This is a genomic window from Mycobacterium sp. (assembly GCF_044223235.1).
Classification (GTDB): domain Bacteria; phylum Actinomycetota; class Actinomycetes; order Mycobacteriales; family Mycobacteriaceae; genus Mycobacterium.
In genome coordinates, this window is record NZ_JBGAME010000004.1 from 389,991 (window position 1) to 401,798 (window position 11,808).

Below are 11,808 nucleotides of genomic sequence, written 5' to 3' on the forward strand. Positions count from 1 at the left end.
GGCTCTGTGCGGGTCATTGCCGGCGACAGCGCCGGCGTCGAGGCAATCAATGCCGGCCAGCACGCACCAAAGAGGCCGATCTGGGCACGCACACGGCACGGTACCCATGCTGCCCAGCGCGTTGCGCGAGCCTTGGGACTTCGATCCGCTCGCCTATCCCCGTGGTGATGCTGCCGGCCAGGCCTTCAAGGCCTGGTCGGCCACTGCGTGCAGTTCTTCTCGGGTGGCGCCACTGCAGGCCTGGATCGAAATGCCTTGGCAGACAGCGTGGATCCATCGAGCGAGGATCATCGGATCGACACCCGGGAGCTCGCCGTCCTGCTGAGCCATGGCGAAGCGTTCGGCGAGTAGCTTCACTCCGGCGGCGCGGCGGTCGGCTAGGTCGGCCTGGATGGGTGCCGCGTCCTCGCCGGCGGCAAGTGCCCCCTGCACCAGTAGGCAACCACGGGGACTGGAGGGATCGGTGTAGGCGTCGGCAGCGCCGTGTGCCATGGCGTTGGCGATCTCCCACGCTGTCGGCTCGGACATCGCTGCCCCGACGAACCCACCCGGCCCGGCCAGATAGCGGTCCACCACCTTGTAGAACAGTCGCTCCTTGGAACCGAACTCCGCATACAGACTGCGCCGATTCACCCCGGTGACTGACGTCAGATCGCTGATCGACACCCCGTCATAGCCGTGCTCCCAGAACAGCGTCATCGCCTTGACGAGAACCTCTTCGGGATCGAACTCGCGCGGCCTTCCCATCGCCATCCGATCACCTCCTATGATCCGCGCCACACTCTGGAATGTGACGGTGCATCAGCGGCTTTACCTGATCATACTTAGTAACCGATCGGTTCGAAAGTGCTGATCCGGATGAAAGAGAGCCATCGATGACCACCACAACCACCGCCACTACCGACACCGAGCGGCCGCTGGCAGGGCGACGAGCCCTAGTCACCGGCGGATCCCGCGGGATCGGCGCGGCTATCGTACGTCGCCTCGCCGCCGACGGCGCGGCCGTCGCATTCACCTACCACTCCTCACCCGAGCAGGCCGACAAACTCGTCGCTGAAGCCTCGGCCTCCGGGTCGCAGGTAGCGGCGATCCGCGCCGACAGCGGCAACGTGGAGGCGATCACCTCCGCGGTGGAGCAGACCGTGACCGCGCTCGGTGGGGTCGACATCCTGGTCAACAACGCCGGTGTGGCGCACGGCGCGCCGATTGAGGAGTTCCCGCTTGCGGAGTTCGACCGCCTCATCGCCGTCAACGTGCGGGGTGTGTTCGCCGCTGTCCGCGCCACCGTGCCGCACCTGGGTTCGGGCGGGCGCATCATCACCATCGGCAGCGTCAACGCCGACCGCGTTCCGGTGCCCGGCATCTCCATCTACTCCACGACGAAAGCCGCGGTTGCGGGCCTGACCCGCGGCCTGGCCCGCGAACTCGGACCACGCGGCATCACCGTCAACAACATCCAGCCTGGCCCGACCGCCACCGACATGAACCCCGACGAAGGCGAGTTCGCCGACCATATGCGCAGCCTGACCGCGCTCGGACGCTACGGCCAGCCCGCCGATATCGCCAGTGCCGTGGCCTATCTCGCGCTCCCCGAAGCTGCATTCGTCACCGGCGTCACCTGGAACATCGACGGCGGCTACACGCTCTGACCGATCCAAAACCCACCGCCTCACGCACCAGCCCCGAGAGGACTCCGGCTCGTCATGACCGACACCGTATTCATCCACGGCCTGTGGATTGCCCACACCGCCTGGCAACCCTGGATCGACCACTTCGCCGAACACGGCCACAACGCCGTCGCACCCGCATGGCCGGGCGAAGCCGACACCGTCGCCGCGACCCGGGAAAACCCCGCGGCGCAGGCAGGATTCGGCATCGATGCGCTCACCGAGCACTTCGCCGGAATCGTCAAGCAATTCGACGCCCCACCAGTGGTCATCGGACATTCCTTCGGCGGCCTGATCGCCCAGAAGCTGCTCGGACAGAACCTGGTGGCCGCCGCGGTGGCGATCGATCCCGCCCCCATCAAAGGAGTCAAACCCCTCCCGCTCGCGCAGCTGCGCTCGGCGTTTCCCGTCTTGGGCAACCCGCTCAATCGTGGGCGCGCCAAAGCGCTCAGCGCAAGCCAGTTCCGCTACGGCTTCGGAAACGCCCTCACCGCAGCCGAATCCGATCAACTGTGGGAGCAGTGGGCCATCCCCTCACCAGGTAAGCCCCTGTTCGAGGCCGGACTGGCCAACTTCACCCCTCACTCACCGGCGAAGGTCGACACCGCCAACGCCACCCGGGGTCCACTGCTGATCACCGCAGGCACCTCCGACCACACGGTGCCCTACGTCAGCGCCAAAGCTTCCTTCAAGCAGTACGCGAAATCGACGGCCGTCACCGAATTTCACGAGTTCGACGGCCGCGGCCATTCCCTGACCATCGACCGCGGCTGGCGCGACGTCGCCGACACCACCCTGGCCTGGTTGGCCTCTCACAACATCACCGGAAAGTAGACCTCACACATGAAGATCGGATTCATCGGCGCCGGCAACATCGCCCAAGCCGTCGGAACACAACTGGCCGCTATCGGCCACGACGTCACCATCAGCAACCGTCGCGGCACCGACACCCTGGCCGCACTCGCCACACCGCTCGGCCTAACCGCCGGGACCGTGGCCGAAGCTGCCGACCACGAGGTGGTTTTCCTCGCCGTGCCGTGGAGCAAAGTGCCCGCCGCTCTGAACGCGGCAGGTGATCTCACCGACCGCATCCTCGTCGACACCACCAACCCCCTGGAAGCCCCCACCTTCACCAAGGCGGATCTCGGCGGGCTGACCTCCAGCGAAGTCATCGCCAACCTCGCCCCCGCCGCGCAGGTGATCAAGGCGTTCAACCACATGACGCCCGAGAGCTATGCCGAAGGCCCTATCGTCTCCGGAGGCCGCAAACTGCTCTTTCACTCCAGTGACCACCCCGACGCCCACATCGTCATCGCCGCACTCATCGAATCCCTCGACTACACACCGATCAACCTCGGCACCCTCGCCGGCGGCGGAGCACTCCATGAATTCCCCGGCGGCCCACTGCCGGCGCGAACCTTCGTCGAGTACATCCCTACCGCGTAGAGGACGTCGACCACGATGACCGCCACTCCGAACGCACTCAAAGAACTTGTCCGGCGCAACACCGAACAAGTGCAAGCCGGGGGCGACTTCACCGTCTTCGACGAACTGTTCGCCGACGACTTCACCGACCACACGCCCCAACCCGGCATCACCCCCGACAAGGACGGAGTTCGTATTCTCTACACCGGACTGCGCGCGGCGTTCCCGGACCTTGGAGCTGAGATCCACTGGCAGACAGTCGATGACGACAAAGTCACCACCTTCAAGACCTACCACGGAACCCACGAAGGAGAATTCCTCGGCATCGCCCCTACCGGCCGACCCGTCTCCTTCGACACGGTCGACGTATTCCGCGTCCACAACGGACAGCTCACCGACCATTGGGGCGTCGCCAACCTCCTCGGTGTCCTGATCCAGCTCGACGCATTGCCCGACCAGACAACTCTCTGAAAGGCCGCTGACGACAGCGGTGGACGCCAGTCCGGTAAGACTCGATGAACCCCCGGCACACCTCGCCAACGTGGGGCGCATGTGCAGCGCAGTCAAGCCCCCGATGAGTGGGCCCGGTTGCTGTCGTTTGCCAGGGTGATGGGACCACCTGATTGCCTGCGAGATGGGCCCAGCACCGTCTATTTCGCGGCTGCCGGTTAGGTGGCCGGTGTATTGTCCGGGCGGTCAGGGGATCGCGACGATCATCCCGGAGAGGCTGGCTATGGCAACGGAATTCAGGGGAAAGATCGAGCTGGACATCCGCGATTCCGAGCCGGATTGGGTTCCGTACGCGGCGCCGACGGCCGTCGAGGATGCGCCCAACGTGCTGTACCTGGTGTGGGACGACACTGGGATCGCTACCTGGGACTGCTTCGGCGGTCTGGTCGAAATGCCTGCGATGAGCCGGATCGCCGAGCGGGGTGTGCGCCTGTCGCAGTTCCACACCACCGCGCTGTGCTCGCCCACCCGCGCCTCGCTGCTCACCGGTCGCAACGCCACGACGGTCGGCATGGCCACCATCGAGGAGTTCACCGACGGATTCCCCAACTGCAACGGGCGGATACCGTTCGACACCGCATTGCTTTCCGAGGTTCTCGTCGAGCAGGGCTACAACACGTACTGCATCGGCAAGTGGCATCTGACCCCCCTCGAGGAGTCCAACCTGGCCGCCTCCAAACGGCATTGGCCGCTGTCGCGCGGGTTCGAGCGGTTCTACGGATTCATGGGTGGTGAAACCGACCAGTGGTACCCGGATCTGGTGTACGACAATCACCCCGTCTCTCCGCCCGCGGCACCGGAGGACGGGTATCACCTGTCGAAAGACCTGGCGGACAAGACGATCGAGTTCATCCGCGACGCCAAGGTGATCGCACCGGACAAGCCCTGGTTCAGCTACCTGTGTCCAGGCGCGGGACATGCGCCCCACCACGTGTTCTCCGAATGGGTCGAGAAGTATTCGGGCCGTTTCGACATGGGCTACGAGCGTTACCGCGAAATCGTGCTGGAGAACCAGAAGCGGCTGGGCATCGTGCCGCCCGACACCGAATTGTCGCCCGTCAACCCCTACCTCGACGTGACGGGGCCCGACGGTGAGCCGTGGCCGGTGCAGGACACCGTGCGGCCGTGGGACTCACTCGGCGATGACGAGAAGCGGTTGTTCTGCCGGATGGCCGAGGTGTTCGCCGGCTTCCTGTCCTACACCGACGCCCAGATCGGGCGCATCCTGGACTATCTGGCCGAGACCGGACAGCTCGACAACACCGTCATCGTGGTGATCTCCGACAACGGCGCCAGCGGTGAGGGCGGTCCGAACGGCTCGGTGAACGAGACCAAGTTCTTCAACGGCTATCTGGACACCCCGCAGGAAAGTCTCAAGTTCTTCGATCGGCTCGGCGGTCCGGAGACCTACCCGCACTACCCGATAGGGTGGGCGATGGCGTTCAACACCCCCTACAAGCTGTTCAAGCGCTACGCCTCCCACGAGGGTGGGATCGCGGACACCGCAATCATCTCCTGGCCCAACGGCATTGCCGCGCACGGCGAGGTGCGCGACAACTACGTCAACGTGTGTGACATCACGCCGACCGTGTACGACCTGCTCGACATCACCCCGCCCGCGACCGTCCGCGGAATTCCGCAGAAGCCGCTCGACGGTGTGAGTTTCAAGGTGGCCCTGAGCGATCCGGGCGCCCCGACCGGCAAGGAGACCCAGTTCTACGCGATGCTGGGCACCCGCGGGATCTGGCACAGGGGCTGGTTCGCCAACACCATCCACGCCGCGACACCCGCGGGCTGGTCGCATTTCGAGGCCGACCGCTGGGAACTGTTCCACATCGAGTCCGACCGCAGCCAGTGCCGAGATCTGGCCGCTGAGCACCCCGACAAACTCGAGGAGCTCAAAGCGCTCTGGTTCGCCGAGGCCGCGAAGTACAACGGGTTGCCGCTGGCCGACCTGAACATCCTGGAGACGTTGATGCGCTGGCGACCGTATCTGTCGGGGCAGCGAAGCACCTACACCTACTACCCGAACAGTGCCGAGGTCGGCATCGGCGCCGCCGCCGAACTGCGCGGGCAGTCCTTCGCCGTGCTCGCCGAGGTCACCGTCGACACCGGCGGCGCCGAAGGGGTGCTGTTCAAGCAGGGTGGTGCGCACGGCGGCCACGTGCTGTTCATCCAGGACGGCCGGTTGCACTATGTGTACAACTTCCTGGGCGAGGAGGAGCAGTGGCTGTCCTCGCCTGCGGCGGTTCCCCTCGGCCGGCACATTCTCGGAGCCGGCTACACCAGGACCGGAACCGTGGCCAACAGCCATACACCGCTGGGAGAGGTGACGCTGTACGTCGACGACGAGGTCGTCGCGTCCCGCGCCGATGTCAAGGCCCATCCGGGAACGTTCGGGCTGGCAGGCGCCACCATCGCCGTCGGACGCAACAGCGGGTCGGCGGTGTCCAGGGCGTACAAGGCGCCGTTCGCATTCACCGGCGGCACCATCACGCAGGTCACCGTCGATCTGTCCGGAGCCCCCTACCCTGATCTCGAATCCGGTCTGGCCCTTGCCTTCTCGAAGGATTGACCACCGCCTACCCTGAAGCGCATGCCGACCGAACTCATCGAACTGCCCGGCGGGCGGTTCCGCATGGGCGCTACGGCGTTCTATCCCGAAGAGGCGCCGGTACACACGGTGTCCGTCGCGGCCTTCGCGGTCGAGAGGCACCCGGTGACCAACGCCCAGTTCGCCGACTTCGTCGACGACACCGGGTACGTCACCGTCGCCGAACGCCCGCTGGACCCCGCGCTGTATCCCGGGGTCGCCGAGGCTGACCTGCTGCCGGGCGCGCTGGTGTTCCGGCCGACCGGCGGCCCGGTCAATCTGCGCGACTGGCGGCAGTGGTGGGACTGGATACCCGGCGCATGCTGGCGCCACCCGTTCGGCCCGCGGTCGTCGTGGACCGACCGCGCCGATCACCCGGTGGTGCAGGTCGCCTATCCCGACGCCGCCGCCTACGCGCACTGGGCGGGGCGAAGGTTACCGACCGAAGCCGAATGGGAGTACGCCGCGCGAGCCGGCGCCACGACCACCTACGCCTGGGGGGATGAACCGTCGCCCGGCGGGCTGCTGATGGCCAACACCTGGCAGGGTCGGTTTCCCTACCGCAATGACGGTGCGCTGGGCTGGGTGGGCACGTCGCCGGTGGGCACCTTCCCCCCGAACGGCTTCGGGCTGCTCGACATGATCGGCAACGTGTGGGAGTGGACGACGACCCGGTACTCGGCCCATCACCGCCCCGATTCCGGGGGTGCATCGTGTTGCGCCCCGGTGCCCGCACAGCCCGACCCGGCCGTCAACCAGACCCTCAAGGGCGGCTCGCACCTGTGTGCGCCGGAGTACTGCCATCGCTATCGTCCGGCGGCACGGTCGCCGCAGTCGCAGGACAGCGCCACCACCCACATCGGCTTCCGCTGCGTGAATTCCTGACATGGCGCGATCTGTGCACATCGAGTTGCGCGCGCCACGACAACGCGCCGCGACAACGCGCGCACAAATCGCGAGTGACCAGCGGCGATTTGGTTCTGTGCAAGCCGTCGCCTAGAATTCAACGGTTGCCTTGGGCAGACCTCGGTCCTCGTCGCGTTGTGTCATCGGACGAAGACCCTGCGTGCCTTTGGGTGACTGGAATTAGCAACAAGACCGCGCACGTCAGGTCGGTATCTGCCGTGCATACCAAACCAGGTCAGGAGATCTAGTGATTCAGCAGGAATCGCGGTTGAAGGTCGCCGACAACACGGGTGCCAAGGAGATCTTGTGCATCCGGGTGCTCGGCGGCTCGTCGCGACGCTACGCCGGCATCGGCGACATCATCGTGGCGACCGTCAAGGACGCCATCCCCGGTGGCAATGTCAAGCGTGGCGATGTGGTCAAGGCCGTTGTGGTGCGCACCGTCAAGGAGCGCCGCCGCGCCGACGGCAGCTACATCAAGTTCGACGAGAACGCCGCAGTGATCATCAAGAACGACAACGACCCCCGCGGCACCCGCATCTTCGGGCCCGTCGGTCGTGAACTGCGTGAGAAGAAGTTCATGAAGATCGTCTCGCTCGCCCCGGAGGTGTTGTAGATGAAGGTCCACAAGGGCGACACGGTGCTCGTGATCTCCGGTAAGGACAAGGGTGCCAAGGGCAAGGTGATCCAGGCCTTCCCCGCGCGTAACAAGGTGCTCGTCGAGGGCGTCAACCGGATCAAGAAGCACACCGCGATCTCGCGCAACGAGCGCGGCGCTCAGTCCGGCGGCATCGTCACCCAGGAGGCGCCGATCGACGTCTCCAACGTGATGGTGGTCGACTCCGACGGCAACCCCACCCGCATCGGTTACCGCGTCGATGAGGAAACCGGCAAGAAGGTGCGCATCTCCAAGCGCAACGGCAAGGACATCTGATGACCACTGTGGAAGGCACCGAAAACGCTGCGAAGGTGCAGCCCAGGCTGAAGCAGCGCTACCGCGAGGAAATCAAGGGCGCGCTGAACAGCGAATTCAACTACGCCAACGTGATGCAGATCCCCGGCGTGGTGAAGGTCGTCGTGAATATGGGTGTCGGCGACGCCGCCCGTGACGCCAAGCTGATCAACGGTGCGGTCAACGACCTGGCGCTGATCACCGGTCAGAAGCCCGAGATCCGCAAGGCCCGCAAGTCGATCGCGCAGTTCAAGCTCCGTGAGGGGATGCCCATCGGTGCGCGCGTGACGCTGCGCGGCGACCGGATGTGGGAGTTCCTCGACCGGCTCATCTCCATCGCGCTGCCGCGTATCCGCGACTTCCGCGGCCTGAGCCCCAAGCAGTTCGACGGCACCGGCAACTACACGTTCGGGCTGAACGAGCAGTCGATGTTCCACGAGATCGACGTGGACTCCATCGACCGGCCCCGCGGCATGGACATCACCGTCGTCACCTCGGCGACGACCGACGACGAAGGACGGGCGCTGTTGCGGGCCCTCGGCTTCCCGTTCAAGGAGAACTGAACAGATGGCAAAGAAGGCACTGGTCAACAAGGCCAACAAGAAGCCCAAGTTCAAGGTGCGCGGCTACACCCGGTGCAGCAAGTGCGGTCGCCCGCATGCGGTTTACCGCAAGTTCGGGCTGTGCCGCATCTGCCTGCGCGAGATGGCTCACGCCGGCGAACTGCCCGGTGTGCAGAAGTCCAGCTGGTAACAGCGGCGCACGACCCAGACAACACATCAATCCCAGAAACAGGTACCGCGGTAGGCCCCGCTGACGATCAGCGAGGAACCGGCGCGAGGAAGGTGAGCCGGCTGTCATGACCATGACGGACCCGATCGCAGACTTCTTGACACGTCTGCGCAATGCCAATTCGGCATATCACGACGAGGTGGTTCTGCCGCACTCGAAGATCAAGGCGAACATCGCCCAGATCCTCAAGAGCGAGGGCTACATCTTCGACTACCGCACCGAGGATGCCCGGGTGGGCAAGTCGCTTGTGGTGCAACTGAAGTACGGCCCCAGCCGTGAGCGCAGCATCGCGGGCCTGCGCCGGGTGTCCAAGCCCGGTCTGCGGGTGTACGCGAAATCGACCAACCTGCCGCGGGTGCTGGGCGGCCTCGGCGTGGCGATCATCTCCACGTCGTCGGGTCTGCTCACCGACCGTCAGGCGGCACGTCAGGGCGTGGGCGGCGAAGTCCTCGCGTACGTGTGGTAGCGGGATAGGAGCCTGAAAGACTATGTCGCGTATTGGTAAGCAGCCGGTCCTGGTGCCCGCCGGGGTCGACGTCACGATCGACGGACAGAACGTGTCCGTCAAGGGGCCCAAGGGCAGCCTGGCGCTGGCGATCGCCGAGCCGATCAGCGTGGCGCGCAACGACGACGGCGCCATCGTGGTCACCCGCCCGGACGACGAGCGTCGCAACCGCTCGCTGCACGGACTGTCCCGCACGCTGGTGGCCAACCTGGTCACCGGTGTCACGCAGGGCTACACCACGAAGATGGAGATCTACGGAGTGGGCTACCGCGTCCAGCTCAAGGGTTCCAACCTGGAGTTCGCGCTCGGCTACAGCCACCCCGTGCTGATCGAGCCCCCCGAGGGCATCTCGTTCGCGGTGGAGACGCCCACCAAGTTCTCCGTCACCGGAATCGACAAGCAGAAGGTCGGTCAGATCTCGGCGATCATCCGTCGGCTGCGGAAGAACGACCCGTACAAGGGCAAGGGCATCCGCTACGAGGGTGAGCAGATCCGCCGCAAGGTCGGAAAGACAGGTAAGTAGTAATGGCCGCAAAGACAGACGCCGCCACCGAACGTAAGCCGGTGGGGCAGAACATCTCCGAGACCCGTCGTCGCTCCCGGTTGCGCAGGCACGCCCGGCTGCGCAAGAAGGTGGCCGGCACCGCCACGATTCCGCGTCTGGTGGTCAATCGGTCGTCGCGCCACATCCATGTGCAGCTGGTCGACGACCTGACCGGCACCACGCTGGCGGCCGCATCCTCGATCGAGGCCGATGTGCGCGCGGTCGATGGGGACAAGAAGGCCCACAGCGTACGCGTGGGACAGCTGATCGCCGAGCGCGCCAAGGCGGCGGGTGTGGAGACCATCGTGTTCGACCGCGGTGGGTACACCTACGGCGGGCGCATCGCCGCGCTGGCCGACGCCGCCCGCGAGGGTGGGCTCAAGTTCTGATGATGAACGACGTGACGAAGACTGAAAGGACTGCATGATGGCCGAGCAGGCAGCTGCGACGTCGAATGACGGTCGCCGCGAGGGCCGCGGCCGTCGTGACGACCGCGGAGACCGTGGCGGCAGGGGCCGCGACGGTGGTGGTGACAAGAGCAATTACCTGGAGCGGGTTGTCGCGATCAACCGCGTGTCCAAGGTGGTCAAGGGTGGCCGGCGGTTCAGCTTCACCGCATTGGTCATCGTTGGCGACGGCAACGGCATGGTCGGCGTCGGCTACGGCAAGGCCAAGGAAGTACCCGCCGCCATCGCCAAGGGCGTCGAGGAAGCGCGCAAGGGCTTCTTCCGGGTTCCGCTGATCGGCTCGACGATCACCCATCCGGTGCAGGGTGAGGCCGCCGCGGGTGTGGTGCTGCTGCGCCCGGCCAGCCCGGGTACCGGTGTGATCGCCGGCGGTGCCGCCCGCGCCGTGCTGGAGTGCGCGGGCGTGCACGACATCCTGGCCAAGTCGCTGGGCAGCGACAATGCGATCAACGTGGTCCATGCCACGGTGGCCGCCCTCAAGCTGCTGCAGCGCCCCGAGGAGGTGGCGGCCCGTCGCGGTCTGCCGATCGAGGACGTCGCGCCGGCGGGCATGCTCAAGGCGCGCCGTGAGAGCGAAGCGCTGGCCGTCGCGGCCGCGCGTGAAGGAAGCGCTTAAGCCATGGCAGAACTGAAGATCACCCAGGTGCGCGGCGTCATCGGTGCCCGCTGGAAGCAGCGTGAGAGCCTGCGGACCCTGGGGCTGCGGAAGATCCGTCAGTCGGTGATCCGCGAGGACAACCCACAGACGCGTGGTCTGATCGAGACCGTGCACCATCTCGTGGAAGTGGAAGAGGTGGAGGCGACCAAGTGAGCGTCATCAAACTGCACGACCTGAGGCCGGCTCCCGGCGCGAAGACCGCCAAGACCCGTGTCGGGCGCGGTGAGGGTTCCAAGGGCAAGACCGCGGGTCGCGGCACCAAGGGCACCAAGGCCCGCAAGAACGTCCCGGTGACGTTCGAGGGCGGCCAGATGCCGATCCACATGCGGCTGCCGAAGCTCAAGGGCTTCAAGAACCGGTTCCGCACGGAATACGCCGTGGTCAACGTCGGCGACATCAGCAAGGCCTTCCCCCAGGGCGGCACCGTCGGTGTCGACGACCTCGTCGGCAAGGGCCTCGTGCGCAAGAACGTTCTGGTCAAGGTGCTCGGCGACGGCAAGCTGACCGCCAAGGTCGACGTCACCGCGCACAAGTTCAGCGGCAGCGCCCGCGACGCCATCACCGCGGCAGGCGGCTCGGCCACGGCGCTGTAACACCCCCACAGTTCATCAACCCCCGCACACGCTGACGGGCCCCACAAGGGGCCGGTCAGCGTCTGCTCGTGTTGGTGTCCAGGGGTCAGACAAAGGCGCTCAGCCGGGTGAGCGCGCGACCGACGATGAGTGTGTTCATCTCGCGCGTGCCCTCATAGGAGTAGATCGCCTCCGCGTCGGCCACGAACCGTCCGAC

General features: G+C 65.9%; 17 protein-coding genes. 16 read left to right on the forward strand and 1 reads right to left on the reverse strand.

Features of this window, described 5'->3' with window-relative positions:
* Window positions 1-153 precede the first annotated feature (153 nt).
* Window positions 154-753, reverse strand: coding sequence for a TetR/AcrR family transcriptional regulator (locus ADBZ6K_RS09470; protein WP_526345798.1), 600 nt, complete (start codon window positions 751-753; stop codon window positions 154-156).
* Window positions 754-875: 122 nt separating this feature from the next.
* Here ADBZ6K_RS09470 and ADBZ6K_RS09475 point away from each other — a divergent pair, with 122 nt between their 5' ends.
* The 16 genes from ADBZ6K_RS09475 to rplO all read left to right on the forward strand — a co-directional run bounded on the left by ADBZ6K_RS09475 (window position 876) and on the right by rplO (window position 11,612).
* Complete coding sequence (locus ADBZ6K_RS09475; protein WP_526345800.1) at window positions 876-1,649, forward strand: SDR family NAD(P)-dependent oxidoreductase; 774 nt, start codon at window positions 876-878, stop codon at window positions 1,647-1,649.
* 54 nt (window positions 1,650-1,703) lie between these two features.
* Complete coding sequence (locus ADBZ6K_RS09480; RefSeq protein WP_526345802.1) at window positions 1,704-2,501, forward strand: alpha/beta hydrolase; 798 nt, start codon at window positions 1,704-1,706, stop codon at window positions 2,499-2,501.
* Window positions 2,502-2,510: 9 nt separating this feature from the next.
* On the forward strand, window positions 2,511-3,113 hold the full coding sequence (locus ADBZ6K_RS09485; RefSeq protein WP_526345804.1) for an NADPH-dependent F420 reductase: 603 nt from the start codon (window positions 2,511-2,513) through the stop codon (window positions 3,111-3,113).
* A gap of 15 nt (window positions 3,114-3,128) precedes the next feature.
* Window positions 3,129-3,563: an ester cyclase gene (locus ADBZ6K_RS09490; RefSeq protein ID WP_526345806.1), complete on the forward strand. Its 435-nt coding sequence runs from the start codon at window positions 3,129-3,131 to the stop codon at window positions 3,561-3,563.
* A 262-nt stretch (window positions 3,564-3,825) separates the two neighbouring features.
* A complete protein-coding gene (locus tag ADBZ6K_RS09495; RefSeq protein WP_526345808.1) occupies window positions 3,826-6,177 on the forward strand; it encodes an arylsulfatase in 2,352 nt (783 codons plus the stop codon).
* Between the two features lie 21 nt (window positions 6,178-6,198).
* The gene (locus ADBZ6K_RS09500; RefSeq protein WP_526345810.1) at window positions 6,199-7,080 is read left to right on the forward strand and encodes a formylglycine-generating enzyme family protein; all 882 of its coding nucleotides are present in this window, start codon (window positions 6,199-6,201) and stop codon (window positions 7,078-7,080) included.
* Window positions 7,081-7,348: 268 nt separating this feature from the next.
* Window positions 7,349-7,717, forward strand: a complete 369-nt coding sequence (gene rplN / locus ADBZ6K_RS09505) for a 50S ribosomal protein L14 (protein ID WP_018601827.1) — start codon at window positions 7,349-7,351, stop codon at window positions 7,715-7,717.
* Window positions 7,718-8,035, forward strand: a complete 318-nt coding sequence (gene rplX, locus ADBZ6K_RS09510) for a 50S ribosomal protein L24 (protein WP_526345812.1) — start codon at window positions 7,718-7,720, stop codon at window positions 8,033-8,035.
* Entirely contained in the window at window positions 8,035-8,616 is a 582-nt protein-coding gene (gene rplE / locus ADBZ6K_RS09515; RefSeq protein ID WP_526345814.1) for a 50S ribosomal protein L5, read from the forward strand. Before rplX ends, rplE begins: the two co-directional genes overlap by 1 nt.
* A gap of 4 nt (window positions 8,617-8,620) precedes the next feature.
* Window positions 8,621-8,806 (forward strand): type Z 30S ribosomal protein S14, encoded by a 186-nt coding sequence (locus ADBZ6K_RS09520; RefSeq protein WP_014209125.1) that lies wholly within the window; start codon window positions 8,621-8,623, stop codon window positions 8,804-8,806.
* A gap of 106 nt (window positions 8,807-8,912) precedes the next feature.
* Window positions 8,913-9,311 carry a 30S ribosomal protein S8 gene (gene rpsH / locus ADBZ6K_RS09525; RefSeq protein ID WP_526345817.1) on the forward strand — a complete coding sequence of 133 codons (399 nt, stop codon included), beginning with the start codon at window positions 8,913-8,915 and terminating at the stop codon, window positions 9,309-9,311.
* A 22-nt stretch (window positions 9,312-9,333) separates the two neighbouring features.
* The gene (gene rplF, locus ADBZ6K_RS09530) at window positions 9,334-9,873 is read left to right on the forward strand and encodes a 50S ribosomal protein L6 (protein ID WP_526345819.1); all 540 of its coding nucleotides are present in this window, start codon (window positions 9,334-9,336) and stop codon (window positions 9,871-9,873) included.
* A 2-nt stretch (window positions 9,874-9,875) separates the two neighbouring features.
* A complete protein-coding gene (gene rplR, locus ADBZ6K_RS09535; RefSeq protein WP_526345821.1) occupies window positions 9,876-10,283 on the forward strand; it encodes a 50S ribosomal protein L18 in 408 nt (135 codons plus the stop codon).
* A 37-nt stretch (window positions 10,284-10,320) separates the two neighbouring features.
* Window positions 10,321-10,977 (forward strand): 30S ribosomal protein S5, encoded by a 657-nt coding sequence (rpsE, locus tag ADBZ6K_RS09540; protein ID WP_526345823.1) that lies wholly within the window; start codon window positions 10,321-10,323, stop codon window positions 10,975-10,977.
* A gap of 3 nt (window positions 10,978-10,980) precedes the next feature.
* Window positions 10,981-11,172 carry a 50S ribosomal protein L30 gene (rpmD, locus tag ADBZ6K_RS09545; protein WP_526345825.1) on the forward strand — a complete coding sequence of 64 codons (192 nt, stop codon included), beginning with the start codon at window positions 10,981-10,983 and terminating at the stop codon, window positions 11,170-11,172.
* A complete protein-coding gene (rplO, locus tag ADBZ6K_RS09550) occupies window positions 11,169-11,612 on the forward strand; it encodes a 50S ribosomal protein L15 (RefSeq protein WP_526345827.1) in 444 nt (147 codons plus the stop codon). Before rpmD ends, rplO begins: the two co-directional genes overlap by 4 nt.
* Window positions 11,613-11,808 lie beyond the last annotated feature (196 nt).